This is a genomic window from Streptomyces malaysiensis subsp. samsunensis, from assembly GCF_024519315.1.
In the GTDB taxonomy this organism is placed as follows: Bacteria; Actinomycetota; Actinomycetes; order Streptomycetales; family Streptomycetaceae; genus Streptomyces; species Streptomyces malaysiensis.
Window position 1 is genome coordinate 58,485 of the sequence record NZ_JANIIC010000035.1, and the last position, 25,463, is coordinate 83,947.

25 protein-coding genes and 3 pseudogenes are annotated in these 25,463 nt (G+C 70.7%); 15 read left to right on the top strand and 13 right to left on the bottom strand.

The window, feature by feature from the left end:
* Window positions 1-116 precede the first annotated feature (116 nt).
* Complete coding sequence (locus NQU54_RS27365) at window positions 117-998, top strand: aldo/keto reductase (RefSeq protein ID WP_257633414.1); 882 nt, start codon at window positions 117-119, stop codon at window positions 996-998.
* 64 nt (window positions 999-1,062) lie between these two features.
* On the opposite strand, the gene NQU54_RS27370 is transcribed toward NQU54_RS27365, so the two are convergent.
* Together NQU54_RS27370 and NQU54_RS27375 are read right to left on the bottom strand one after the other, a co-directional pair.
* Window positions 1,063-1,728, bottom strand: coding sequence for an SDR family NAD(P)-dependent oxidoreductase (locus tag NQU54_RS27370; RefSeq protein WP_167500162.1), 666 nt, complete (start codon window positions 1,726-1,728; stop codon window positions 1,063-1,065).
* Between the two features lie 30 nt (window positions 1,729-1,758).
* Complete coding sequence (locus NQU54_RS27375) at window positions 1,759-2,136, bottom strand: DUF2255 family protein (RefSeq protein ID WP_257633415.1); 378 nt, start codon at window positions 2,134-2,136, stop codon at window positions 1,759-1,761.
* A 311-nt stretch (window positions 2,137-2,447) separates the two neighbouring features.
* Between NQU54_RS27375 and NQU54_RS27380 the strand changes: the two genes are divergently transcribed.
* Complete coding sequence (locus NQU54_RS27380) at window positions 2,448-3,218, top strand: SDR family NAD(P)-dependent oxidoreductase (protein WP_257633416.1); 771 nt, start codon at window positions 2,448-2,450, stop codon at window positions 3,216-3,218.
* A gap of 59 nt (window positions 3,219-3,277) precedes the next feature.
* Here the strand turns inward: NQU54_RS27380 and NQU54_RS27385 are convergent, their stop codons facing one another.
* Both NQU54_RS27385 and NQU54_RS27390 read right to left on the bottom strand, forming a co-directional pair.
* Window positions 3,278-3,502, bottom strand: coding sequence for an AbfB domain-containing protein (locus NQU54_RS27385; protein WP_257633417.1), 225 nt, complete (start codon window positions 3,500-3,502; stop codon window positions 3,278-3,280).
* A 143-nt stretch (window positions 3,503-3,645) separates the two neighbouring features.
* A pseudogene (locus NQU54_RS27390) lies at window positions 3,646-4,056 on the bottom strand (arabinofuranosidase catalytic domain-containing protein); the annotation flags it as partial.
* Between the two features lie 362 nt (window positions 4,057-4,418).
* On the opposite strand from NQU54_RS27390, the gene NQU54_RS27395 reads away from it, so the two are divergent.
* A complete protein-coding gene (locus NQU54_RS27395) occupies window positions 4,419-5,027 on the top strand; it encodes a 3'-5' exonuclease (RefSeq protein WP_257633458.1) in 609 nt (202 codons plus the stop codon).
* On the opposite strand, the gene NQU54_RS27400 is transcribed toward NQU54_RS27395, so the two are convergent.
* Window positions 5,024-5,194: a hypothetical protein gene (locus NQU54_RS27400; protein WP_257633418.1), complete on the bottom strand. Its 171-nt coding sequence runs from the start codon at window positions 5,192-5,194 to the stop codon at window positions 5,024-5,026. The genes NQU54_RS27395 and NQU54_RS27400 overlap by 4 nt on opposite strands.
* Before the next feature lie 20 nt (window positions 5,195-5,214).
* On the opposite strand from NQU54_RS27400, the gene NQU54_RS27405 reads away from it, so the two are divergent.
* Window positions 5,215-5,970, top strand: a complete 756-nt coding sequence (locus NQU54_RS27405; RefSeq protein ID WP_079256454.1) for a dienelactone hydrolase family protein — start codon at window positions 5,215-5,217, stop codon at window positions 5,968-5,970.
* Between the two features lie 52 nt (window positions 5,971-6,022).
* Here the strand turns inward: NQU54_RS27405 and NQU54_RS27410 are convergent, their stop codons facing one another.
* Together NQU54_RS27410 and NQU54_RS27415 are read right to left on the bottom strand one after the other, a co-directional pair.
* Window positions 6,023-6,925, bottom strand: a complete 903-nt coding sequence (locus NQU54_RS27410; RefSeq protein ID WP_079256455.1) for a serine hydrolase — start codon at window positions 6,923-6,925, stop codon at window positions 6,023-6,025.
* Complete coding sequence (locus tag NQU54_RS27415; protein ID WP_257633419.1) at window positions 6,922-7,824, bottom strand: LysR family transcriptional regulator; 903 nt, start codon at window positions 7,822-7,824, stop codon at window positions 6,922-6,924. The genes NQU54_RS27410 and NQU54_RS27415 overlap by 4 nt, the downstream gene beginning before the upstream one ends.
* Before the next feature lie 167 nt (window positions 7,825-7,991).
* Here NQU54_RS27415 and bla point away from each other — a divergent pair, with 167 nt between their 5' ends.
* Window positions 7,992-8,957 (top strand): class A beta-lactamase, encoded by a 966-nt coding sequence (bla, locus tag NQU54_RS27420; protein WP_257633420.1) that lies wholly within the window; start codon window positions 7,992-7,994, stop codon window positions 8,955-8,957.
* A 26-nt stretch (window positions 8,958-8,983) separates the two neighbouring features.
* Here the strand turns inward: bla and NQU54_RS27425 are convergent, their stop codons facing one another.
* On the bottom strand, window positions 8,984-9,745 hold the full coding sequence (locus NQU54_RS27425; protein ID WP_257633421.1) for a sulfite exporter TauE/SafE family protein: 762 nt from the start codon (window positions 9,743-9,745) through the stop codon (window positions 8,984-8,986).
* Window positions 9,746-9,829: 84 nt separating this feature from the next.
* On the opposite strand from NQU54_RS27425, the gene NQU54_RS27430 reads away from it, so the two are divergent.
* Window positions 9,830-10,753 carry a LysR family transcriptional regulator gene (locus NQU54_RS27430; RefSeq protein ID WP_257633422.1) on the top strand — a complete coding sequence of 308 codons (924 nt, stop codon included), beginning with the start codon at window positions 9,830-9,832 and terminating at the stop codon, window positions 10,751-10,753.
* Window positions 10,754-10,777: 24 nt separating this feature from the next.
* Here the strand turns inward: NQU54_RS27430 and NQU54_RS27435 are convergent, their stop codons facing one another.
* Window positions 10,778-11,224: an RrF2 family transcriptional regulator gene (locus NQU54_RS27435; protein WP_257633423.1), complete on the bottom strand. Its 447-nt coding sequence runs from the start codon at window positions 11,222-11,224 to the stop codon at window positions 10,778-10,780.
* A 177-nt stretch (window positions 11,225-11,401) separates the two neighbouring features.
* On the opposite strand from NQU54_RS27435, the gene NQU54_RS27440 reads away from it, so the two are divergent.
* Entirely contained in the window at window positions 11,402-12,520 is a 1,119-nt protein-coding gene (locus NQU54_RS27440) for an NADH:flavin oxidoreductase (protein WP_257633424.1), read from the top strand.
* 151 nt (window positions 12,521-12,671) lie between these two features.
* Here NQU54_RS27440 and NQU54_RS27445 read toward each other — a convergent pair whose 3' ends face one another.
* Window positions 12,672-14,318 (bottom strand): cellulase family glycosylhydrolase, encoded by a 1,647-nt coding sequence (locus NQU54_RS27445; RefSeq protein ID WP_257633425.1) that lies wholly within the window; start codon window positions 14,316-14,318, stop codon window positions 12,672-12,674.
* A gap of 143 nt (window positions 14,319-14,461) precedes the next feature.
* On the opposite strand from NQU54_RS27445, the gene NQU54_RS27450 reads away from it, so the two are divergent.
* The 7 genes and pseudogenes from NQU54_RS27450 (at window position 14,462) to NQU54_RS27480 (ending at window position 20,649) form a co-directional block, all read left to right on the top strand.
* Window positions 14,462-14,851, top strand: coding sequence for a TraR/DksA family transcriptional regulator (locus tag NQU54_RS27450; RefSeq protein ID WP_257633426.1), 390 nt, complete (start codon window positions 14,462-14,464; stop codon window positions 14,849-14,851).
* Window positions 14,852-15,220: 369 nt separating this feature from the next.
* Window positions 15,221-16,156 (top strand): D-alanyl-D-alanine carboxypeptidase family protein, encoded by a 936-nt coding sequence (locus NQU54_RS27455; protein WP_257633427.1) that lies wholly within the window; start codon window positions 15,221-15,223, stop codon window positions 16,154-16,156.
* Between the two features lie 324 nt (window positions 16,157-16,480).
* Window positions 16,481-17,443 carry an alpha/beta hydrolase fold domain-containing protein gene (locus tag NQU54_RS27460; protein ID WP_257633428.1) on the top strand — a complete coding sequence of 321 codons (963 nt, stop codon included), beginning with the start codon at window positions 16,481-16,483 and terminating at the stop codon, window positions 17,441-17,443.
* A 301-nt stretch (window positions 17,444-17,744) separates the two neighbouring features.
* A pseudogene (locus NQU54_RS27465) lies at window positions 17,745-18,287 on the top strand (inositol monophosphatase family protein); the annotation flags it as partial.
* A pseudogene (locus tag NQU54_RS27470) lies at window positions 18,244-18,516 on the top strand (NAD(P)-binding domain-containing protein); the annotation flags it as partial. The pseudogenes NQU54_RS27465 and NQU54_RS27470, both read left to right, overlap by 44 nt.
* 141 nt (window positions 18,517-18,657) lie before the next feature.
* The gene (locus tag NQU54_RS27475; protein WP_257633429.1) at window positions 18,658-20,157 is read left to right on the top strand and encodes an LCP family protein; all 1,500 of its coding nucleotides are present in this window, start codon (window positions 18,658-18,660) and stop codon (window positions 20,155-20,157) included.
* A gap of 225 nt (window positions 20,158-20,382) precedes the next feature.
* Window positions 20,383-20,649: a GlsB/YeaQ/YmgE family stress response membrane protein gene (locus NQU54_RS27480; protein WP_069872964.1), complete on the top strand. Its 267-nt coding sequence runs from the start codon at window positions 20,383-20,385 to the stop codon at window positions 20,647-20,649.
* Window positions 20,650-20,685: 36 nt separating this feature from the next.
* Here the strand turns inward: NQU54_RS27480 and NQU54_RS27485 are convergent, their stop codons facing one another.
* Entirely contained in the window at window positions 20,686-21,498 is an 813-nt protein-coding gene (locus NQU54_RS27485) for a helix-turn-helix transcriptional regulator (protein WP_079256466.1), read from the bottom strand.
* A 137-nt stretch (window positions 21,499-21,635) separates the two neighbouring features.
* Here NQU54_RS27485 and NQU54_RS27490 point away from each other — a divergent pair, with 137 nt between their 5' ends.
* A complete protein-coding gene (locus NQU54_RS27490; protein WP_257633430.1) occupies window positions 21,636-22,352 on the top strand; it encodes an SDR family oxidoreductase in 717 nt (238 codons plus the stop codon).
* A gap of 76 nt (window positions 22,353-22,428) precedes the next feature.
* Here the strand turns inward: NQU54_RS27490 and NQU54_RS27495 are convergent, their stop codons facing one another.
* Together NQU54_RS27495 and NQU54_RS27500 are read right to left on the bottom strand one after the other, a co-directional pair.
* Window positions 22,429-24,045, bottom strand: coding sequence for an MDR family MFS transporter (locus NQU54_RS27495; protein ID WP_257633431.1), 1,617 nt, complete (start codon window positions 24,043-24,045; stop codon window positions 22,429-22,431).
* Window positions 24,046-24,192: 147 nt separating this feature from the next.
* Complete coding sequence (locus NQU54_RS27500) at window positions 24,193-25,410, bottom strand: glycosyltransferase (RefSeq protein WP_257633432.1); 1,218 nt, start codon at window positions 25,408-25,410, stop codon at window positions 24,193-24,195.
* Window positions 25,411-25,463 lie beyond the last annotated feature (53 nt).

The window sequence follows — 25,463 nt, forward strand, 5'->3', positions numbered from 1 at the left end:
AGCGAGCGCACGGCCCGTCATCGGGAACCCCTGTCGCAGTACGAGCGGGCTCCGCCGGTGCTGGGCACGGCATCGGTGGCGGGCCCGCCGGTCCGCGACTCACACAAGGATCCCGTATGAATGGACCAGCCCCGCTTCTGACCCTGAACAACGGCGTGCGGATGCCCGCTCTGGGCCTCGGTGTCTACCAGAGCCCGCGCGACGAGACCGTCCCCGCGGTGACGACCGCGATCGAGAACGGCTATCGCCTGATCGACACCGCGGCCGCCTACGGCAACGAGAAGGAGGTCGGTGAGGGCATCGCCCGCTCGGGTATCGGCCGCGAGGACATCTTCGTCATCACCAAGCTGTGGCTGACCGACTACGGCTACGACTCCGCCCTCCGCGCCTTCGACACCAGCCTCACCAAGCTGGGCCTCGACCACCTCGACCTGTATCTGCTGCACTGGCCGCTGCCGTCCGCGTACGACACCACGGTGGCCTCGTACAAGGCGGCCGAGAAGCTGCTGGCCGACGGCCGGGTGCGCGCCATCGGCGTATGCAACCACACTCCCGAACGCCTGACCGACCTCATGGCGCGGACCGACGTCGTGCCCGCGGTGAACCAGGTCGAACTGCACCCGTACTTCAGCCAGCCCGAGCTGCGTGCCTTCGATGTCCGCCACGGGATCGTCACCCAGTCCTGGTCGCCCATCGGCGGTGTGACCCGCTACGGGGGCGAGCGCCCGGACAAGGCCAAGGACCCGCTCCAGGAACCCGCCATCACCGGACTCGCCGAGCGATACGGCAAGACCCCGGCCCAGATCATCCTGCGCTGGCAGATCGAGCACGACCTGTGCGCGATCCCGAAGTCCGTCAAACCCCATCGCATCGCGGAGAACATCGGCGTCTTCGACTTCTCCCTGACCCCCCACGAGGTGGCCGCCATCGACGCGCTCGACACCGGAGCACGCGGCGGGCCGGACCCCGACAGCGTCGGGCCCGACACCTTCTCCTGAGACGAGTGCGGGGCGGCCACCGGGCCGCCCCGCACAGCTCATCGGACACCTCCTCCGGACCGGGTCAGGAGTCCAGGTCGGCGGCGAAGTGGCGGAAGCCGTTCCGATCCTGGTGCAGGGTCCACAGCGTGTCCGCGAGCACGGCCGGGTCCTTCCTGTCGTGCCCGGGGACGATCGCGCCCGGGATGACCAGCTGCGCCACATGGATGCCCTCGGCGGCGAGGGTGTCGTGCAGCAGCTGGCCGTACGCGCTCTCGGCGGCGAAGGCGATGGAGGTGCCCGCGCGCTCGGGGTGCGGCACCACGGCGGTGCCCCCGTTGACGAAGAGCACCGTGCCACGGCCCAGGCCACGCATCCCGGGGAGCACCTGCTGTACGGCCGTGACCGGGCCGTACACCGAGAACTCCACCGGGCCCGCGAGATCGTCGGCGGTGGTGTCCAGGACCGGCAGCATGAACTCCCGCTGCGGCACCGGGCTGTATTGCAGGACCTCGATCGGCCCCAGGGCCGTGGCCGCGGCGTCCAGGGCCCCGGTGAGGGTCTTCGGATCGCGTACGTCGGCGGCGAAGCCGCGCGCGGTCACGCCCTCGTCGGCGAGGCCGGCGGCCAAGGCGTCGAGCCGGCCCTGGTCGCGGGCGATGAGGGCGGTGTCATAGCCCTCACGGCCGAAGCGCCGCGCGACAGCGGCGCCGAGACCGGGGCCGGCTCCGATGATGGCGAGGGTGGTCATGGCTTCTCCGGGTGCTCGGACGCGTCATGGTCATCTCGGCACGAGCCTCAGTGTCGTGGCACGCGCGGTGTCCGCGACCATGGGCTCGACGTAGGTGCCGCTGTAGCGGCTGTACTTGGAGCGGTAGGCGTTGTCGAGCCGGTCGTTGAGGCCGGGGTCGCCCTCCTCGATGAAGGTGACGTCCTTGTCCACCCCGCCGGAGCGGATATGGCCCTCGTGGCTTCCCCGGGCGGTGCGCCACCAGGATCCGTCGATGCCCCGGTAGGAGCGTACGTAGAGGTCGTCGCCCTCACGGACGACCCAGATCGGCACCGCCGTACGCGGTGTGCCATCGCCGCGCAGCGGCGCCATTTCCAGCTCGTCCGTCGTCGCGATCCGGTTGAGCTCGTCGCTCGTCCATGTCGTCATCGTCTGCCTCCTTCACGAGTGAGCGAACGGGGAGAATTCCATCTCGGGAGGAAAGCAACCAGGGGGCGGAAAACCTCCTCTGGGCGGCCGGCGAACGATGCCACTTCGACCAGTATGCCCAGCGACGCGCGTCGCAACGAGCGGAGAGTCACCCGGCGAGGACGGCGAACGCCTCGTCCGACCCGCACACCGGGGCTGAGCCATGATTGCAGCCATGAGACCCGATTACTACCATGACACCAAGTTCCATATATGGAATGGTGATTCATGGTGATTCTTCGGTTCCGGACCTCTGCGAGCGGGAGACGGGCATGAGGGGACTTCAGGGCAAGAGGATCGTCATCGCGGGCGGCGCCACCGGGATCGGCGCCGCCACGGCCGAGCGGCTCGCCGAGGAGGGCGCCTCGGTCGTCATCGGCGACATCGACCTCATGGGCGCGAAGGCCACCGCCCGGCGCATCGCCGAGGCCGGCGGCACCGCGGTCGCCGTCGCGTTCGACCTCGCGGACGAGGGATCGATCCGCACACTGGTCGACCGCGCCGCCGCCGAGCTCGGCGGGGTCGACGGGCTCTACAACGTCGGCGCCGACCTCTCGGACGACCACCTGGGCCGGGACACCGATCTGCTGGAGATGGACCCGGCGGTGTGGCGGCGCACCCATGAGGTGAATCTGCTCGGCTACGCCCTCACCTGCCGGGAGGTCATCCCGCGGCTGCTGGCCCAGGGTGGCGGCGTGATCGTCAACACCTCCTCCGGCGCGGCCTGGGGAGGGGAGCCCCGGCGTCCCGCGTACGCCGCCTCCAAGGCCGGTATCAACGCGCTGACCCGCCATATCGCCTCCCGCTGGGGCAAGGAGGGCATCCGCTGCAACGCCGTGGCACCCGGGCTGGTCATGGGCGACACCCAGAAGCAGCGGGACGACCAGCGGCTCCAGACCCTGGCGCTGAAGGTCGCCCGCAGTCCGCGGCTGGGCGAGCCCGCGGATGTGGCGGGCACCGTGGCCTTTCTGCTCTCGGACGACGCCGAGTGGGTCAACGGCCAGGTGTGGTCGGTCTGCGGCGGTATGAGTCTGCGCGACTGAGGCTCCCCTCCGGACTCTCCGCACCCTCGCCGGGCTCGGCCGAGGCGTCCTGCGGCGCCCTACGGCGTCCAGGGCGTGGAGACGCGCCAGCTCACGTCGTCGGCCCATGACGTGGCGCTGTCGAAGGCGTTGGATCCTCCGTTGGACGCGATGTAGACCTTGTTCTCGTAGTGGCGGATGAGCCGGTCGGGGTAGTTGTAGGAGGCGAACGAGGTGCCCTGGCCGTTCTTGCCGGTCTGGGGGCAGAAGGTGGCGTCGGCCCGGAAGACGGCGGTGCCGTCCATCGGCTGCCGGAGCAGCTGGTAGTCGTAGTGCCGCGAAGTCGCCGGGATAGTTGCGCGACTCGAACGACAGGGCAACCCGCGGTCACCGGCAACGCGTCCGCGGGCACACCGGAGTTGGCGGGGCCCGCGGTGCCGGCCGGTTCGATGGGCATGTGGTTGTGGCGCGGTGACTGGTCGTAGATGACGTTGATGACGCAGGTCGTTCCGGCGCAGAAGGAGTCCTGCCGGGCGGCGTCGGCGTAACCGCCCGCCGCGAGCGTGCCCACGTCGGTCACGGCGCTGTCGGAGGCGCGTTTCAGCTGGTAGAGCGGGCCGTTGAAGGAGGCGTAGAGGGCCCGGGTGGTGCTGTGCGCGGCCACGCAGGGCGTACCGGCCGAGGCATGGATGTCGCACGGCAGGGACGCCGCGGCCTGGGAGGTGCCCGTGCCGCCGGCCAGGAGCCCGACGACGAGGGTCGCTGTCGCACCCACCGACAGCAGCGCCTTTCGCATCCTCGTGAGAGCTAACGGAATTTTCATGGTGGTGTCCTCCTCGTGCCTGGATGCGTGCGGCATGCCAGGTGCATGTCATCGACCACGATGAGTGAGCGGTTCGATATTTCGTACGTTGACCGTGAAATCGAACCTGACGGTAGGACTGGCGGCCGTCGCCGTCAATGGCCGTGCACGACTTGGCCATCCGGCGCAGGGACACGCGGGGGCACCGCCCCGGGGGAAATGTTTCCGTGCCGCCTTTTCACCCTGCGTTCGAACGCCGTTGGACGGCAATCCCGCCGCCGTCCTCGATTTGGGCATTGCCCGGCGGCCCACCGGGATCCCGGCCCGGGAGAGGCATTCGGACAGGAGTAGTCTCCTGCGCGGCGGCCCTTACGGTTCGTTCGCCCCACACCAAAACGAGGAGAGACCGCTTGTCGGGATTGTCGAGTTTTATCGTGTTCGACCTTGAGTTCACTTCATGGTCGGGAGCGCTCGAGCAGGATTGGGCGGGGCCGGGGCGGCTCCGCGAAATCGTCCAGATCGGCGCGTTACGCATCAGCACCGGCCGTTCCGCTGCCGACTACTCCGTTGTCGAGGAATACGAAGCCCTGGTCAGGCCGGTGGTCAATCCGCGGCTGTCCCCGTTCTTCACCAGCCTCACGGGCATCGACCAGGAAACCGTGGACCGCGAGGGAGTCGCCCCCGCCGAGGCCATCAGCGACTTCCTGGCGTTCTGCCAGGGGCAGTCCGTGCTCTCCTACGGCAACGACATGGTCGTCCTCGGGGAGAACGTGGGATGGGCCCGAGTTCGCGGCGAGGAGATCAAGAACAGTTTCCTCACCGCCGCCTTCCTGAATATCCGTCCATGGCTGAATACCATCGCGCCGATAACGGCTTCGGCCAATTCCGGCCGGCTATGGGAAGCGCTCGGCCTGCCCAAACCCATGGCGGGCAGTGAGCATTCGGCGCTCTTCGACTGCTATTCGATCGCCGCGGCGATCGGACACCTCCGCGCCAGTGGGGCCGCCCTGCCCGAGGGGTGCCTCTAGTACTCGCGGGCGGCCAGGGCGAGCGCCGTGCCGCCCCATGCCCGTCGCCACGGCGAGGTCCACCGCCCGCGCCCGGGACGCGCCGACAGCGAGTGGCACGATGGGCCGAAGATCTTGCCCGGCGGCGCTCGTACGCCGTCCGGTACGCGCGGAAGTCCGGTACGCACGGAGGAAAGGAAACCCCCACATGACCGCAGTGCGCGGAACAGCCGTGGACATCCCCACCCAGGACGGCATCGCCGATGCCTACCTGGTCCATCCCGACGACACCGACCGCCACCCGGCCGTTCTGCTGTACATGGACGCGTTCGGCCTCCGGCCCCATCTGCGGGGGATGGCCGACCGTCTGGCCGCGGCCGGTTACACCGTGCTGGTGCCCAACATCTTCTACCGACACGGGCGCGCTCCCGTGGTGGAGCTGCCCGACTTCATCGACCCCGCGGCGCGTCCGCAGCTCTTCGAGCACATCATGCCGATCGTGCGGGAGCTCACTCCCGAGCGCGCGATGAGCGACGCCGGTGCCTATCTCGACTGGCTGGCCTCCTGCCCGCAGGCCACCGACGGGCCCGTGGGGCTCACCGGCTACTGCATGGGTGCCGGGCTGGCGTTGCGCACCGCCGGAACCTACCCCGACCGCGTCGCCGCGGCGGGCGGATTCCACGGTGGCAATCTGGCCACGGAGGCGCCGGACAGCCCGCACACGGTGGCCGGGCGGATCACCGCCGAGCTGTACTTCGGCCACGCGGACCAGGATCGCTCCCTTCCGCCCGAGCAGATCGAGCGCCTGGACAAGGCCCTCACCGAGGCCGGTGTCCGCCACCACGCCGAGGTCTACGCGGGCGCCCAGCACGGCTACACCCAGGCGGACACCGTCGCCTACAACGCCGAGGCCGCGGAACGCCACTGGGAGGCCCTGCTCGACCTCTTCGGCCGCACCCTCTGACCACGGCGCCGCGGACGATCAACGGCAGCTCCGTGCGCTTCCAGCGGAGCGCTCAGAGCTGCCGGAGGTGGTCACGCAGGGTGCGGGCCACCTGTGCCATGAGGGCTTCGGCGCCGGGCTGGGAGTTGGCGGGCACCAGTGACTCGGTGAGCACGGCGATGGCGAACGCCTGACCGTCGGAGTGCTCGACGATGCCGATCTCATGGCGGAGGTTGAGAAGGGTGCCGGTCTTGGAGGACCAAGTGGTGGCGTCGGAGCTGAAGTCCGGGGCGAGCCGGTGCCGCAGCACGTTATGGGCCATCAGATCGCGCACCCGCAGCGCCACTTCGGGGTGGATGGCCGATGGTGTCCACAGGGCCTGGAGCAGCTCCACATAGGCGCGTGCGCTGCCGGTGTTGGCACGGGTGGTGTCCAGCTGCGGCACCCGGTGGCCGCGGCCGCCGGTACCGGCGTCGATGGCGAGGGCGTGGGCCAGATGCGCCTGTGCGGCGTCGAAGCGTTCCACGGGGGTTTCGGACAGTTCGCGCATGCCGTGCCGGACGGTGATGCCACGCAGCCCGAGCTCGTGGAGGATCTCGGCGACCCGGGCGGGTGGGGTGAGGTCGAACAGCGCGTCGGCCGACGTTCCGTCGCTCACACAGGTGCTCAGATAGAGCAGATCGTCGATCGCGATCCGGGCGGGGTGGCGGAACCGGCTCAGTCCGGTGGGGCCCGGTGTGGTGATCCGTCCGGGCGGCACATCGAGCATCGTCGCGCCGTCGAGTTCACCGCGCCGGATGCGCTCCACCGTCGCCAGTGCGAGCGGGACCTTGACCAGGGAGGCGGAGGGCAGCTGGGTGTCCGGGTCGATCCCCAGCTCGTCCCCCGTGTGGAGATCCCGTACGAGCAGACAGCCGTGCAGACCGCCGTCGCGCAGCTGCCCGCGCAGATCGCGCAGCAGTGCCTCGGTGCTCACGCCACGCCCCCTTCCGCGGTGTCCGTCCCGGTGCCCGCGCCGAGGCAGCGGGCGATGGCGCCGCCCAGGCGCCCTTCGATGTGCTGCGGATTGCCGTCCGCGGCGGCGGTGAGCGCGAATCCGCGGCTGAGTGTGATCTCACCGATGGGCCGCCACGTCAGGGCGAGTTCATCCGCCTGGGCGGGAGAGCACAGCAACAGGTCCCGGGTGCAGAGGACTTCGGCGGCCGCGGTGGTCAGATCGGTGGCGGCCACGAGCTGTGCGGGCCGCAGGCCGACCGCGTCGCGCAGCCGGGTCAGCGGGTCGCGGATATGCGGCACATCGTCCTCCGGCTGGATCCAGATACGGCGGGCCGGGGCCGGCGAGGCCCGGCCGACCCGCAGTGTCTCGAGATAGACCCGCCGCACACCGGGGTCCTGGACTCCGGCGAGCCCGAGCGGCACGGACCACGTGGCCTCGTCCGCGGGCACCGCGAGCAGGGCGGCCCGCACCTGCTGCGCATGGATGAGCTCCAGGCGCCGGGCGGGCGCCGCCACGCGGAGATCGAGGGTGACTCCGTGCCCACGCGCCTCGGCGACCAGGTGGGCGAGCCCGGACGTGGAGCAGATACCGGGCACCGCGAGCCGCCACGGCTTGCGCTTGGCGGCCTCCGCCTCGTCCAGCAGCACATCGGCCGCCTGTACGAGCTGTCTGGCCACCGGAAGCATCTCCCGCCCGAACGGGGTGAGTACGGCCCGCCGTGAGGTGCGCTCGAAGAGCTGCTCCCCGAAGCGCTCCTCCAGCGCGGCCACCCGACGGCTGGCCACCGACTGGGACATCCGGGCAGCGGCCGCCCCGACGGTGAAACTTCCGCGCTCGCTCACACTGACGAACGCCCGGCACACTCCCACCAGATCCACATCCGCACCCTATGCCAGATCCGCATGAAGAAGCGCATGAGCGTATTGGACCGCATAGCCGTCCGAAGGCGAGGGTGGCTCCGACGCCCACGACCACGCCCCGCGGGGGCCGGGTCGTCTCATCCCCTGTGCGCTCCGCGTGATGGGGCCAACCGGAGGTTCTGACCATGCGATTCACCCGTGCCCGGCACACCGCTGTCGGCGCGCTCGCCGCGCTCGCGCTGCTCGCCCCGCTGACGGCCTGCGGCCAGGACGAGTCCTCGGACACATCGGGGGCCTCGAATGCCTCGGCCTCGTCGTCCACATCCGCGGAGAGGGCGAGTACGAGGAGTCCTGGCGCGGACACGAAGGCGTTCACCGGTGAGTTCAAGAAGCTGGAGCGCGCCCACGACGCGCGGCTGGGGGTCTACGCCATCGACACCGGCACCGGCCATGAGGTGGCGTATCGCGATGGCGAACGGTTCGCCTACGCCTCCACGTTCAAGGCGCTGGCCGCCGGTGCCGTACTGCGGAAGTACTCGCTGAGCGGACTGGACCGGGTGATCAAGTACTCCAAGGACGACCTGGTCGACAACTCCCCCGTGACCGAGAAACACGTGGACACCGGGATGAGCCTGGGCGCGCTGTGCGACGCCGCCGTGCGCTACAGCGACAACACCGCGGCCAATCTGCTCTTCGACGAGCTCGGCGGGCCGGGGGGTCTGGACGCCATCCTCGAGAAGATGGGCGACGGCGTCATCCAAATGGAGCACTACGAGCCGGAGTTGAGCCGATGGGTGCCCGGCTCCACAGCCGACACGACCACCCCGCGGGCGATGGCCAAGGACCTGCGCGCGTTCGTCCTCGGTGACGCCCTCGGCAAGGGAGAGCGCGCGCAGCTCACGAAGTGGCTGCGGACCAACACCACCGGGGACGAGCTCATCAGGGCCGGGGTGCCCAAGGGCTGGGTGGTCGGCGACAAGACCGGAAGCGGCAGCTACTACGGCGCCCGCAACGACATCGCCGTGGTGTGGCCTCCCGACGCCGCTCCCATCGTCATGTCGATCATGTCGTACCGCGGCGACAAGGACGCCGACTACGACGAGAAGCTGATCGCGGAAGCCGCGTCCGTGGTGGCCGACACGCTGTCGTAGCACGTCTGCCCCGCGTGGCCGAGGGGTCAGCCGCGGAGGAAGTACAGGACGGTCATCGTCACCGCGGTGGCCAGAATGACGCTCCGCAGCAGCCACGCGGGGAGCCGACGGGCGACATGCGCCCCGGCCACACCACCGGCCACCGCGCCGACCAGCATGGTGGTGAGCAGAAGCGGTGCGCTCAGCGCGTCCGAGGCGAAGAGGAACAGCCCGGTCGCGCTGAGATAGATGGCCGCGATCTGGGCGACCCGCATCGGGTTGCCGGCCGAGGTGTCCAGGCCGAGCCCGATGCTCCACACGGCCAGCATCATGATGCCTACGGCACCGCCGAAGTATCCGCCGTACACGGCGAGGAGCAGCTGGCCGAGCAGCACGGCCCGGGGACTCATCCCCACCGCATGGCCCCTCGCGTCGCTCACCGCACGGGACACCCGGCGCCCGAAGGCCAGGACCACCGTGGCGAAGGCGAGCAGCCAGGGCAGCGCGGCGTCGAAGGACACCGCGGGCAGCACCAGCAGCAGACCGGCGCCGAGCAGGCCACCGATCACACTGACCGCTGTCAGCGACCGTGTGGACGTGTCGCCGACCGGGGTGAGGTCGCGCCGGTACACCCACGCGCTCGCCACGGTCCCGGGCACGAGGGCCACGGTCGAGGACGCGTTGGCCGTCACGGGGGACAGACCGGCCGCGACCAGGGCGGGGAGCGCCACGAACGTGCCCCCGCCCCCGACCGCGTTCAACGCCCCGGCGGCCACACCCGCCAGCAGGACAAGCAATATCTCGGACACCCGCAGAGCATCGCGCCATCGCCCGCGGGCTCACAATGCGTGATCCACGTAGCCGGCACAAGGCTGTGCCATAGGCTCATCAGAGTGCGTTATGACCTGGATGATCTGCGGCTCTTCCGTCACATCGTGGCGGAGGGCTCGATCACGGCGGGCGCCCGCCGGATGCATCTGAGCCTGCCGTCGGCCAGCGCGAGGGTGCGCTCGCTGGAACACCACGCGGGCGTGGCCCTGCTGATCCGCGAACGGCGGGGAGTGCGTCCCACCCCGGCGGGCACGGCGCTGGCCCGCCACGCACGGGACGTTCTCGCCCAGACGGCACGCCTGGAGAGCGCCGTGGCGAGCTACGCCCGGCCCCCGACCGCCCCGCTGACCCTGTTGGGCGGCGGCTCCGCGATGCATCGGCTCGTGCCACGGGCCCTGGTCTCGTTCCTCCGCGCACACCCGGACGTCGACGTCGCGGCGTCCGAGAGCCGCACCCCACGAACCGTGCGGATGCTCGCCGACGGCGAGGCGGACCTGGGCGTCGTGCTCGACAACGAGGCCCGCGACTGCGGTCTCACCATGGAACCGCTCGGCGATGACTCCCTGGTGGTGATCGGCCAGCCCGGCGGGATCCTCGCGGGGCGCACCGCGGTGGCCTACCGCGAGGTGGCCGAGCATCCGCTCGTGGGGCTCGACTCCGGCTCATCGCTGCGGCGCTGGATCGAGAAGAACCTCGGCCCGCACGCCCCGGCGGTGCGCTATCGCACCACCGTCGCCCACCTCAACACGCTGGTGTCCCTCGCGGCCGCCGGCGTGGGACTCGCCGTCGTGCCACGCCGTGTCCTCGCCCCCTCCCAGCCGCTCGATGTGTGCGAGCTCCGGGATCCCTGGTCGCACCGCCGCCATCTGCTGGCCTGGGGTGTGAAGGCTCAGGCTCCGTCCACCGCCACCGCGGCACTCGCCGAGCACCTGCGCCACGCGGCCATGTCCGAGCCGGAAGGTGGCGAGGGCGTTCCGGCGATGTGAACCCGGGGCCCCGCGGGGGCTGGATCAGTGCCGAGCGCATCCGGTGTCGAGGCGGCGCAGTTCGCGTACGCCGTCCGCGAGCGTGCGGTCGCCCAGCGACCCGAGCACCGCCTCCTCGGCCTCGACGGTGAGCGCGGCGAAGTACTCACCGGCGTGCGCGGTCACCGCGCACACGGGCTCCACCCCCGGTGAGGGAGCCCACAGGGGCTTGTCGCCGACGGCACAGCGGTAGATCTCGGCCAGGGTGATCCGGTCGGCCGGCCGCCCCAGCCTCGCCCCACCCGTACGGCCCTTGACGCAGACCGCCAGCCCCTCGTCCGTCAGCGGGACGAGGAGCTTCCGGACCAGGCTCGGGTTGGCGTGCAGCCGGTGGGCCAGTTCGGCGGAGCTCAGCGGCGCGGAGCCGTTCTCGGCGGCCACGGCGAGGAACAGCATCAGCTGGAGCGCACGGGAGAACCGGATGTCCAACACATTCGCCACCTCCGCCCGCGGATCGGGGCACAGCCTACTCGACGGTGCCGTTCCGCCCTTCCCCTGAAAAGCAATCAATACAGTTGCAGTTTACGGCGTGAAAATTGTATCTTTCAGACTCACACTTTCGAGCTCCGGGTAAGCCACCCCGGAGTGACACGGCAGGAGAGCGACACGGTGAACACCCGCCTGACCACGGCACTGTCCCGCCCGTTCGCACTGGGTTCGGCCAAGCTGCCGAACCGGATCGCCATGGCCCCCATGACCCGTGGGCACTCCCCCGACGGCATTCCCGGTGAGGACGTCGCCGCCTACTACGCACGCCGGGCCGCGGCGGGGACCGGCCTGATCATCACCGAGGGCACCACCGTCGACCACCGGTCCGCCGGCTATATCGACGGCGTCCCCCGGTTCCACGGCGAGGAGCAACTGGCCGGGTGGCGAAAGGTCGTCGACGCCGTGCACACCCACGGTGGCGCGATCATGCCCCAGCTCTGGCACGTGGGCATACAGCGGCCCGCGGGGGCGCCGCCGTTCCCCGACGCCCCGTCCGTGAGCCCGTCCGGGGTCGCGCTGGACGGCACGCCCGGCGCGGGCGAGACCATGACCCTCGCCGACATCGACGCCGTCATCGGCGCCTTCGCCGAGGCCGCGGGGGCGGCCGAGCGGATCGGTTTCGACGGTGTGGAGCTGCATGGCGCGCACGGCTATCTCATCGACCAGTTCCTCTGGGAGCGCACCAACCGGCGCACCGACGCCTACGGTGGCGATCCGGCCTCCCGGACCACATTCGCCGCCGACCTCGTGGCCGCCATCCGCGAGCGGGTGGCGCCGGACTTCCCCGTCGTCCTGCGGTTCTCCCAGTGGAAGGCCGACCACTACGACACCCGGCTCGCCGAGAACCCCAAGGAGCTGGAAGCCGTGCTCACCCCGCTGGCGGAGGCCGGGGTCGACGCGTTCCACGCCTCCGGGCGGCGCTACTGGCAGCCGGAGTTCCCGGACACGGGATCGGACCTGAACATCGCCGGATGGGCGAAGAAGGTCACCGGCAAGCCGGTCATCACCGTCGGCTCGGTCGGCCTGGACAGCGTCTTCCAACCCGGCTCCCTCTCCGGCGCGAACGCGGCCGTGGAGACCATCGACCGGCTCCTGGACCGTCTGGAGCGGGACGAGTTCGATCTCGTCGCGGTGGGGCGCGCCCTGCTCGCCGACCCCGAGTGGGCCGACAAGGTCCTGAACGGCCGGATGAGCGAACTCATTCCGTTCACCAAGGACGCCGTGGCGACGCTGCACTGACAGGGCCCGCGGCCGGGGGCGCCACTGCGCCTCGTCGCCCCGGGAGGGGCGGAAGGGGGATCGGCGCCGGCCGACACGGGGGAGTCCGGCCGGCGCCGAGCACGGGGTGCGATGTAGTTTAACATTTCACCACTGCCGCGGATTCCCCAGCCTAGCCGGTGGCGCAGGCGCCCCCGTTGAGGGTGAAGGCGGTCGGCACCGAATTGGTGGCGCCCCTGTCCGCGGTGAAGCCCAGGGTGACCGAGCCGCGGGCGGGGATGGTGGCGGTGTACGAGGCGGGGGTGACGGTCACCGCGGCGCCGGTCTGCCGGGGCGTACCGCCCCACATATTGGTGATGACCTGGCCATTGGCGAAGCTGAACGCCAGAGTCCAGTCGGTGATGGCGGCGGTGCCGGTGTTGCGGACGGCGATCTCGCCCTGGAAGCCATTGCCCCATTCATCGGCCACGCGATAGCCGACCGAGCAGCCGGCGTCGGGGCCACCGCCGTTCTTGGTGGTGACGTCGACCGTGGCCGAGCGCGCCGAGCGGTTGCCGGCCGCGTCCCGGGCATAGACCGCGAAGGTGTAGGAGGTGGCGGCGGTGAGGCCGGTGAGCGTTGCCGTGGTGCCGGTCGAGGTGGCGACCCTCGTCTCGGCGCCGCCGCCGACACGGACCACGTCATAGGCGGTGACACCCACATTGTCGGTGACGGCGGGCCAGCCGAGGGTGGCGGAGGTGGCCGTCACGGCCGACGCGGTGGGGGCGCCGGGGGTGCTGGGCGCCCGGGTGTCGCCGCCGGAGCCGCCGCCGTAGACGGTGGCCTCGCGGGAGGTCTCGGCGATGCCATTGGGCCCGTTGAAGACGCGCTTGCCCCAGTCGGTGAGCCTGCCCGGGTCGAAGTCGGTGGCCAGGTCCAGGATCGGGTCGGTGTTGCCGCTCCAGGACCAGGCCAGATAGCCGAGCTTCAACTGCTGGGCGGTGGCCATCATGGTGTTCTCGTCCGGGTCGCCGTATTGGTCGGGGGGTCCGCCGAACTCGCCGATGAGGATGGGCAGTTCGGCGTCGACGAAGGCGTTGAGATAGTCGGTGATCTCCTGTGCCGTGTCATAGACGCTGTACATGTGGATCGAGAAGATCAGGTTGCCGGTGGAGTCGGCGTCGTAGACGGTCCGCGCGTTGGTGCGCATGACGTTCTGCCAGTCCTGCCCCCAGTTGGGGGCGTCCACCATGATGGTGTGCTGGAATCCGGCGTTGCGCAGCTTCTGCACGGCGGCGACAGTGGGGGCGGTCCAGCCGGCCGGGTCGGTGTTGCCCCAGGGCTCATTGCCGATGTTGATGAGGACGTAGTTCTCCTGGCCGGTGAGCACGCTCTTGAGGCCGATCCAGTAGTCGGCCGCCTGGTCGAGCGAACCGGCCGCGGCATCCTCGCCGTAGCCGGTGGTGTCGTGCACCTCCAGTACGCAGATGAGCCGGTTGGCCTTGCACTGGGCGATGATGGCGGCCACGTCCTCGGGGCTGTTCTTGCTCCAGCGGTGGCCGTCGGAGAGGACGACCCGGACGGTGTTGGCGCCCAGGGCCTTGATATCGGCCAGCGACCGCGTCTCGCCCGGGTACCAGGCGTGGGCGTGGTTGACACCGCGCATGACGAAGTCGTTGCCGTTGCCCTCCAGCAGACGGCCGTCGCCGATGTGCAGCCCCGTCGCCAGAGTGGCCGACGGCCGGGCCGGGTCGGCATGGGCGGTCCGGCCGAGACCCGCGATCCCGAAAAGGCTGACCAACAAGGCCAGTAAGGCGGCCAGGGATCTCTTCCGTCTCATCATGACTCCAAGGAGTGAGCGCGCGGTGGCTTGCGTACGGCGGATTTGGGAGCGCTCCCATCCATTGCATCGCGCCTGACGGACGTCAAGACCTCCGGCGGGAACCCGGAATGCGGACCGGGAGTCCCGAGGTTATGACGGTCATGAGCGATTCATCCGGTGATGCCGCTTTCACTCCGGCCGAGCGTGAGACCATCCGCGAACGGCTGGTGGCCGAGCGCGCCGGAACCAGCGCGCGGATCGCGGCCCTGAACCGTGAATTCGACGGGATCGTCGCGGCGAACGCCCTGGTGGCGGTCGACGACGAACACGACCCGGAGGGGTCGAGCACCGCCTTCGAGCGAGCCCATGTGGCCTCTTTGCTGGCCCAGGCACGCGATCATCTGACCGCCCTGGACGAGGCGCTGGAGCGGCTGGACCGCGACGACTACGGACGGTGTGCGGTGTGCGGTGAGCGGATCCCGGCGGAACGGCTGGACGTGCGCCCGGCGGCGGACACCTGCGTACGCTGCGCCGGCGCCCGCTCCCACTGAGCGGCGCCGATCACCTCGGCCTCACCGGCGTTGCCGAGCGGACACGAGCCTGCATGCGCTGCCGGCCGTGGCGGGGGGATGATGCCTGCGAGCCCTTGCCGTCCCCTGAGCCCGCACATCCACTGCAACGGTGTGGTGGTGAGGCGCCGCATGTCCGGTTCACACGCCGAGTTCGCGGAGCGACGGGCGCGCACACCGGGCCGCACACGGCCGCCCGGACCCCGTGAACGAGCCAACGGCCCTGGTCCGGGCGCTAGTTGTTGCCTTGAGAAGATCACGTCGACCGGCACCCCGGAGCGTGATCGTTTTTCGCCTGGTGAGACGATGCGCTCGCTCGAAACAAGCCTCGACAAGCGAAACGGAGGGCGAATGCATAAACGTCGTGGAACCGTGACCCGCCGCTGGAGAGTCGCGGCGGTCGCGTCCACGGTGGCCGTGGCGATCGCGGTCCCGGTGGCGATGGCCCAGGCTTCGGCCGAACCACCACCGGAGGTCAGCGCCCAGGGCGCGTACCTGCTCGACACCGGTTCCGACAAGGAACTGATGGCCAAGGACGCCGACACCAAGCGTCCGATGGCGAGCACCACAAAGATCATGACTGCCCTCGTGGTGCTCGAGACCCGAGGTCTGGACCTCAACCAGCAGGTCACCATCAAGCAGGAGTACCGCGACTATGTGACCAAGTCGGGTGCCAGCACGGCGGACCTCCAGACCGGCGACAAACTCACCGTCAACCAGTTGCTGTACGGGTTGATGCTGCCGTCGGGCTGCGACGCGGCGATGGCGCTGGCCGACACCTTCGGCACCGGTGACACCACCGCCGAGCGCACCAAGTCGTTCGTCTCCAAGATGAACGAGAAGGCACAGGACTTGGGGCTGACCAACACCAAGTACGACTCCTTCGACGGTGTCTCGGCCGACGCCGACAACTACTCGACGCCCCATGACCTGGCGCGGCTGACCGGGCGCGCCATGGAGAACGCGACGTTCGACACGGTTGTCAAGTCGGTGTCCATCAAGCAGGAGGCGCCGGCGGCCAACGGCCGGACCCGGTACTACACCTGGGACAACACCAACCAGTTGCTGGGTTCGTACGAGGGCGCGATCGGCGTCAAGACCGGGACCACCACCCCTGCCGGTCCCTGTCTGGTGTTCGCCGCCAAGCGCGGTGACAAGACGGTCGTGGGAGTCGTCCTCAACGACGCGGACCGTTACCCGGACGCGAAGAAGATGCTCGACTGGACGTACGACACCACCACCGAGGTGAAGTGGCGCCAGCTTCCCAAGGACGCTCAGCGGGACTGATCCACAAGCCCCGACAGGCGACAGCGCCGGTGCCCCGGCCGGACTCGTTCCGGCCGGGGCACCGGTGCTCGGGCCCGTCCGCCGAGAGCTCCTGGCGGAGCTTCCCAGGCGTACGGGAGCGGACACGGGGAAGGCGCTGGTCGGGAGAGCCGAGGGCAGGGGCGGGCGCACCGAAGCGAAAGGTCGCCCGCCCCTGAGGCGCCCCCGCACCGCCGTCGGGCCGCTGTGCCGTCGCCGTACTTCTGTACCGGCCCTCGAGCGCAACACAGCACTCTGTGAGGACAGTTGGGGCAGCGGCCCCGCCGTCCTCGAACGGAGTCGACCATGGCCTTCACCCTCGACCCTGAACTCGCCGCGGTGCTCCAGGCCCTCGCCGAGCAGGGCGACCCCGCTCCCCCGCCCGAGCGCGACGACTGGCGGACCCTGCGGGCCAGGGGCGTGGCCTCGATGCGGTGGATGGCCTCGCTGCTCCCGGCATATCCCTCCGGCTATCCCCTGGTGAAGGCGTCCTCGCACAAGGTGCGGTCCGAAGGCGGGGCGGAGATCCTCGTCCGCTGGTACGAGAGGGCCGACTCCGCGCCGGGTTCCGCGGTCGTCTACGCCCATGGCGGAGGGATGGTCGCCGGCAGCGTCGACCTCTATGACGCCGTGGTGGCGGGGTACGTCCAGGCCACCGGGGTGCCGTTCCTGTCCGTGGACTATCGCCTGGCCCCCGACGCGACCACCGGCACCGGCCCCGTCGAGGACGTGTTCGCCGCGCTGAGCTGGTTGGGCGGCCAGGCGGCCGCGCTGAAGGTCGACCCCCGCCGAATCGCCGTCATGGGCGACAGCGCCGGGGGCGGGCTCGCCGCCGGAGTGGCGATCCTCGCCCGTGACCGGGGAGTTCCCCTCGCTCACCAAGCGCTTCTCCATCCCATGCTGGACGACCGCAATCTCACCCCGGATCCACGGCTGACCCCCTATGTCGCCTGGACCTGGGACGACAACTGGACCGGCTGGCACGCCCTGCTGGGTACGGCGTTCGGCACCGACGACGTTCCGGAGGTGGCGGCGCCCGCGCGCGTCGCCACCGTCGAGGGCCTGGCACCCGCCTATGTCGAGGTGGGCGAGCTGGACATCTTCCGCGCCGAGGCCGTCGGCTACGCGCAGCGGCTCGCCGATGCCGACATCCCCGCCGAACTGCACGTCCACAGCGGGGCCATCCACGAGTACGACCGGCTCGCCCCCGCCTCCCGGCTCGGGCGCCGGGCCATGGAGGACCGCAAGCGGGTGATCTCCTCGCTGTGAGGGCCCGTCGCGGGCCGAAGAGGGCAGCGGCGCCGCGCGGCCGCCCATAGGTCGGTGTTCATCGCCGATGCCGTGGCGGCGGCTGTGGCGATCCGCCCGGACCGGCGGCGAACACCGTGGCACAGGCGAACACCGTGGCACGGACGGGCTCGTCGGCCCGCCACGTTCCCTTGCACGCGGGTAACACCAGCAGTGCCACATGTGCAATTGCCGTTCATCCATGAGGTTGCCTACCGTCGAGGCGCAGACGGCGAAGCGCGCACCAAGCCTCCCCCTCTTTCACCATGTGCGGGAGCACCTCATGTCCACTGCCAACGGCACCACCACCCCCGGCACCGGTCTCGACACCGCCTTGCTCACCCGGGTCACCGCAGCCGTCCGCACCGCCGGCGACCTGCTGCGTGAGCGCCACACCCCACACCCCCGCGGTGTGGCCCTCGACGAGATCGTCGCGGAGATCCACGCCAACGACGACGCGGTGCTCGACGTCCTGAAGGCGCCGCTGATGGCCGCCAGGCCCGGCGCGCGCTGGGCCGAGGACGAGTTGGAAGGCGGTGCGCTGCCGCCGGGCGAGTGGTGGATCGTCGACCCGGCCGAGGGCAACATCAACCATGTGCACGGCATGTCCGACTGGGCCGTGACCGCCACCCTCGTCCGGGACAACCACCCGGTCCTCACCGTCGTCCACCTTCCGCCGACCGGCGACTGGTACACCGCCGTGGCCGGTCAGGGTGCCCGGCTGAACGGCGCGCCACTGCGGGTGTCGGCCAAGACGAACCTGGGCGCGGCCCTGGTCGGCACGGGTGGTCAAGACGCTCAACACCATGCTCTTCCCGGTGATGACCGCCCCGGCCGGGCTGTCCACCCCGCCCACCGGCTACCTCTCCGGCGACGACGCGGACGCCAAGGCCACCATCGCGGACCTCCTCGCCGACCTCGGCTGGAAACCCGAGTGGATCGAGGACCTCGGCGACATCACCACCGCCCGCGCCACCGAAGCCCTCGTCCTGCTGGTACCGCATGTGCTGCGCCGCCATGGACTCCGGCCGTTCGCCGTCTCCCTCGCCCGCTGACCACCCCGCACCCCCGGCACTCCCGCCACCGCGGGCACGTGGCGTAGCACACGCCGTGAAACGTGCTCTTGCACATCTGTAGAACCTCGGGCCAGCATCAATCGTCTTCTCTTCCGAACAGCCGCCGGACGAAGGACGCGCATGACAGGCAGTGACGGGGAGACGACGGGGAGCTCTGCCACGGGGCCGGACGGACCGGGGCGGCGGCGCAGTGGGCGCCGCCCGCTGCGGATCGCCCTGCTGATCGTGGTGTCGTTCCTGGTGCTGCTCGGCGGCGGAGTCGGCTGGATCTACTTCAAGCTGAACGGGAACATCACCACCTTCGGGACGGACGGCCTCTCGGACAACCGGCCCGAAGGAAACGCCGCCGGCCAGAACGTGCTGGTCATCGGCTCGGACTCACGGTCGGGCGACAACAGCAGGCTGGGCGGCGGCAGCGGTGATGTGGGCCGTTCGGACACCGCCCTGCTGCTGCATGTCTACAGCGACGGCAAGCACGCGGTCGGGGTGTCGATCCCCCGCGACACCCTGGTCGACATCCCGCCGTGCCGTCTGCCCGACGGCTCATGGACCAGGACACGGCGGAACGCCATGTTCAACTCGGCGTTCTCCGTGGGCGAGACCGCACAGGGCAATCCGGCCTGCACCCAGAACACCGTCGAGCGGCTGACCGGGCTGCGCATGGACCATACCGTCGTCATCGACTTCGAGGGGTTCTCCCAGATGACCTCGGCGGTCGGCGGGGTCCAGGTGTGTGTGCCGCAGGACGTCTACGAACGCGATCTGAGCCCCAGCCGGGCCACCCGCGGCAAGCGCATCTTCAGCAAGGGGGTGCAGACGGTGTCCGGGCAGAAGGCGCTGGACTACGTCCGCATCCGCCATGGCATCGGCGACGGCTCCGACATCGGGCGCATACAGCGGCAGCAGGCGTTCATCTCCGGCCTGTTCAAGAAGGTGAAGGGCCGGGGATTCGACCCGACCACGCTGTATCCGCTGGCGGACGCGGCCACCAAGTCCATGACCGTGGACCCGGGGCTGGGCTCCGCCAAGAAGCTGATGTCCTTCGCCATGTCGCTGAAGAGCATCGACCTGCACAACACCAAGTTCATCACCATCCCCTGGCGCTACCAGGGCGAACGGGTCGCCGTGGTCCAGCCCGACGCCGATCAGCTCTGGACCGACATCAGAGCCGACCGCACCATCGACGGGAAGAGAGCCGGCGGGAAGAAGGACGAGGCGCCCGCCACCCCCAGCGCCACGCCCACCGTGTCGGGCGCGGGCATCAGCGTCACCGTCTACAACGGCACCACCACCCCGGGGCTCGCCGCACGCGCCGCCGACACGCTCAGCTCACATGGCTTCACCGTGACCGGCACCACGAACGCCGAGACCCAGGACCACGCCACCACCGTGGTCGGCTACGGCCCCGGCGAGCGGGACCGGGCCCGGACCGTGGCCCAGCTCTTCCCCGGCGCCGGACTGCGGCCCACCACCACCCCGGGCATCAGCCTCACCCTGGGGCAGACGTACCTCACCGAGCCCTCCCCCGGCGCCTCCGCCCCCTCCACATCGCCCTCGAAGCTGGACAAGGACGCCCGCTCCGCCGACGACGACCCCTGCTCCAACCTGTCCTACGGCTGACCGGGCCCGTCACGGCCCGCACAACCCGCACATCCGGTCCGGGCATGGCGCACGGTTCCCCCGGGCATCTGAAGATCAAGTCACTCGGAACCACCGCCGGGCGGCCCGCGTCTTCGTTGACGCCCGTACAAACGCGCGACCGATTGAACACGATCAACGACCGGGCTCACTCACCCCGGCACGACCGCACAACCGCACAACAAGCAAGACGAAGGGGACGACAACGTGGGCATCGTGAGCTGGATCATCCTCGGCCTGCTGGCCGGAGTCATCGCCAAGGTCCTTCTCCCCGGGCGTGACCCCGGCGGGCTGATAGGCACCACGGTCATCGGCGTCGCCGGGGCGTTCGTGGGCGGCTGGATTTCCGCCCAGTTCTTCGACCGCCCGGTGCAGAAGCAGTTCTTCGACCTCGGCACCTGGGGCGCGGCGATCGGCGGCTCCTTCGTTCTCCTTGTCGTCTACCGTCTGCTGTTCGGCAACTCACGGAACTGACGGCGAGAACGGCGCGAAAGGCGCCTGCGCCACCGGTTACGACGCCACCGCGCCCGCGAGCCGGCGGATCGTACGGGCGGCGGGCGATCCGGGGTCGGCCGTGATCAGGACCACCTCCTGGTCGTCCTCGGGTACGAGCAGGACGTCGCAGTTCAGCCGGAGCGTCCCGGCCGTGGGGTGGTCGATGGTCTTGGTCCGGTGGCCGGGCGCGTGGACCGGGCGCTCGTCCCAGATCTGCCGGAACTCCTCGCTGCCCGCGCCGAGTTCGCGCAGCAGCGCGGCCAGCGCCGGGTCACGGGGGTAGCGGTCGGCGGCCCGGCGCAGCCGCGCGACCACGATATGCCCGAACTCCTCGGCGCTCGAGCTCTCGTACGCGCGGCCCTGGCCCAGGAAGCGGCGGCGGGCGAGGTTGCCGTGCCGGCCGAGGTCGTCGCCGAGCAGGGCCTGCGCCAGCGGGTTCCAGGCGACCACGTCGTAACCGGCGTCGGTGACGATCGCCGCGGTGTCGGGCAGCCGCAGCAGCATCTGGGCGATGTGCGGGCGGACCCGCCGCACCGCCCGTACGCCCGGGGGCGCGCTCGCCCCCGCGAGCCGGAACAGATGGCTGCGCTCGGCGGGCGCGAGCCGCAGCGCCCCCACCAGCCCGTCCAGGATGCGCGGCGAGGGCCGGGGGCCGCGGGCCTGCTCCAGACGGGTGTAGTAGTCGACCGACATATGGGCGAGCTCCGCCACCTCCTCCCGCCGCAGCCCGGGAGTGCGGCGGTGGGGGTCGGCGGGCAGACCGATGTCCTGGGGGCGCAGCCGCTCGCGGCGGTCCCGCAGGAAGCGGGCCAGCTCCTGCCTCGCCATGCTGCCTCCTTCGACTGCCCGGTACCTGCCCGGTACCTGCCCGGTATCTGCCCGGCGCCCGCTCAGTATCCGCCCGGGACCTGCCTGGGACAGGTTGTCCCTGGCAGGGTGAGCGTGGCCGGGGAACCCTTGATGTCATGAACGATCGCACAGCACTGGTCACCGGTGCCAACAAGGGCATCGGCAAGGAAATCGCACGCGCACTCGCCGCCGAGGGAATCACCGTGTACGTGGGCTCGCGCGACGCCGAGCGGGGGCGGCGGGCCGTCGAGGAGATCGGTGGCACCGCCCGGCCCATGGAGCTCGATGTCACCGACCCCGACAGCATCGCCACGGCCGCCGCGCGGCTGGATCGGCTGGACATCCTGGTCAACAACGCGGGGATCATGGTGGACAGCGGCACGGCGCCCGACGCGGATCTCGACGGCTTCCGCCGGACCTATGAGACCAACGTCTTCGGTGTCCTCGCCGTCACCAACGCCTTTCTCCCGGCCCTGCGCCGCTCGCCCGCGCCCAGGATCGTCAATGTCTCCAGCGGCACCGGCTCGCTGACCTGGAGCGCCGATCCGGAGCATCAGTTCGCCGTCTCCGCCGGATCGGGCGCGGCCTACCGCTCCTCAAAGACGGCCCTGAACGCCCTGACCCTCTACACCGCACAGGCCCTGGCCTCGGAAGGTTTCAAGGTCAACGCGCTGGCCCCCGGGCTGCGCAGGACCGATCTGAACGCCCGCGCCGCCGGGAGCGACGGGGATCCGGCCGAGGCGGCGGCGGGCGCGGTCAGGCTCGCCCTCCTCCCGGACACCGGGCCCACCGGCGGGTTCTTCTCCTGGGACGGCACTCCGGCGCCCTGGTAGACCCCGGTTCCACCCGGGGCCGTACGGTGGCGCTTCCGCCGCCGCCTCGGAGTCCGCCCGCTCTCCGCCGACCGGGTCAGTCGGCGGAGAGCTGGGTGTTCGGCACCCGCCAGGCGGCGATCACGAAGGCGATCAGGGCCACCGCCGCCCCGGTGAGGAAGACCACACGCAGGGCGCTGACGTAGCCCTCCAGGAACGGCTGCGCCACGCCCGGATCGAGGTGGCGGAGAAAGGCCGAGTCCTCCAGATTGACCCCGCCGTCGGGCCGCACCACGCCCTTCAGCGCCTCCGCGTTCGCCGGTTCCCCGGCGAGCCGGCGGAACGAGGCGTCCTGGGAGGCCACGGCCAGGCGCTCGCCGATCCGCGTACCGGCCAGGGAGAAGAGGATGGACAGGAAGACGGCGGCGCCCACCGTGCCGCCGTTGGAACGGAAGAAGTTCACCGACGCGGTGGCCGCGCCCATGTCCCGCCCCGGCACCTCGGACTGGGCGAGCGTGGTGATCGTCTGCATCGCCGCGCCGAGGCCCGCCCCCATGAACACCATGCCGATGGCCACGTACCACAGCGGGCTGTCGTCCCTCAGGGTGGCGAACACCAGCATGGCGACGGTGAGGGAGCCGACGCCCGCCACCAGATGGACCTTGAACCGGCCGGTCCGCGACATCAGCCGGCCCACCACCAGGGTCACCGTCACATTCGCCGCCATGGTGGGCAGCGTGGCCAGGCCCGCCCCCATCGGGCTCATGCCCTTGGCCAGCTGGAGGTAGAGCGGCAGCGTGGTCATGGCGCCGAACATGGCGATGCCCACGGTGAAGTGCAGCACGGTGCCCAGCCGGAACGCGCGGATGCGGAACAGCCTGACCGGCAGCAGCGCGGCATCCGCCATCCGCCGCTCCAGCAGTACGAAGGCGACCAGCCCGACCACCCCCACCGCGTACAGCACCAGCGCCCGGGGAGAGCCCCAGCCCCAGCTCCGGCCCTGTTCGGCCACGATGAGCAGGGGCACGATCCCGATCGCCAGCGTCAGCGCCCCGCCGTAGTCCAGGCGGTGCCGTACGGGCCGGTGGGGTACGTGCAGCACCCGCAGGATCACCACCACGGCGAGGGCCGCAAGCGGCACATTGACCAGGAAGATCCAGCGCCACCCGGCGATCCCCAGCAAAGTGGCGCGCTCGGCGAACACCCCGCCCACCAGGGGGCCGACAACACTGGAGCCGGCGAACACCGCCGTGATGTAGCCCTGGTAGCGGCCGCGCTCCCGGGGCGAGGTGATATCGGCGATGATCGTCATGGCGAGGGACATCAGCCCGCCACCGCCGAGGCCCTGGACCGCCCGGAAGGCCGCGAGCTGGTGGATGGAGGTGGCGAATCCGCACAGCAGCGATCCGAAGGTGAACAGCACGATCGCGGCCAGATACACCGGCCGGCGGCCGTAGATGTCGGAGAGCTTCCCGTACAGCGGCGTGGCGATGGTGCCGGTGACGAGATAGGCGGTGGTGACCCACGCCTGGGCGGTGAGGCCGTGCAGATCGTCGGCGATGGTGCGCAGCGCCGAGGAGACCACGGTCTGGTCCAGCGCGGCGAGGAACATGCCGAGCACCAGCCCGGACAGCACGGTGACGACCTGACGGTGGGTCAGCCGGGCGGGGGTCTGGGGCTCGGCGGGCTCGGTGCTGGTGGATGAGGACGACATACGTAGCTGCGAACCTTCTCTGCCGCGCGTTGGGGACCGGGAAAAAGCGGGGGCTCGGACCGGGGAAGCGGGGGCCCGGAGCCGGGGCCGGGAATGGGCGGGCTCCCGGAGCCCGGGCACTCGCGCCCGGGCTCCGGGAGTCGGGCGTCACCCGGCGATCTTCTCCAGGTCGGGGACGGCGCTGTCGATCTCCGGCAGCGCCAGCATCTCAAGCCGCGCCCGACGGGCCCGGGCGCGGCAGCCGTCGTCGGCCAGCACGTCACGGCAGACGGCGGCGATGCCGTCCGGCGTGGGGTCGGTGATGTGGCGGCCGAGGCCGAGCTCCTGGACCCGCTGTGCGTTGCCGGGCTGATCGCCGAACTGGGGCAGCACCGCCATGGGCGTCGCCGTGCGCAGCGATTCGCGGATGCTGTTGAAGCCACCGTGGGTGAGGAAGAGGTCCACGGATTCCAGCAGCAGCGGCTGTGGCACCCGATCGGTGATGCGCACATGCGGTGGCACCCCGTCGGTGTCCACGGGAATGCCGGAGGTGGCGAGGACGACGGTGCACTCCTCCAGCCGCGACACGGCCTGGATCATGGCGCGCAGCGTATCCGCCGGATCCTGCATCGGCATGGGTGGCGCGGGGGTGTCGGCCTCGTGTGCGCTGTCGCGGAGCATGGGGATCGCGGTGCCGATGGCGGCGAGCATCAGCGGCCGGTCGGTGGGCAGTTCGGCGATCCAGCGGGGCAGCGCGGCGCCCCGGTCCACGTCCACCGTCTGCCGGTAGGACCAGGAGGCCGGGAGATGGCGGGCGAAGGAGAACGCGGGTGGTACGTAGTCGATGCGCCCGTGCGGGACGAGCGACAGCGGGTCCTCGAGGATGGCCAGCCCCTGCCGCTTCCGCAGGGCGTTGAGGCCCGGGAGCATCGCGGCCGGGTCGAAGCTGTTGGCGGCCCCGGAGGGGGTGGACAGCTGGGGTATGCCGAGCGTTTCGGCGATGACACAGGAGCCGAGGTCCATCCCGTCGCGCAGGATGAGGTCGGGGCGGAAGTCGTGTGCCACGGGGAGCACGGTGTCCAGCAGCCATGTGGCCATCGGGCCGGACACGGCCTTGGCCATGAGGCGCAGCATACGCGCCGGTGGCTGCTCGTCCGCCAGGTCCGGCGAACCGGCCTGTGCGGCCTCCTCGGCCAGTACGGGACCGAGGAAGGAGGACGGGCTGAAGTCGCCCATACCGCTCGTCACCCGCACCTCCTCCCGTTCGAAGACGGAGGTGAGGGCCGGGGTGGTGACCACCAGCACCTCATGGCCGGCGGCCGCGAGGGACCGGGCCAGCGGAAGCTGGGCCCGGCCGTGGGAGGGGCTGCCGAGCGTGGTGAACATGACCCGCAACGCAGGGGCCTTTCTGTGGGAAGGGTCTCGTACGGCGAGGAAGG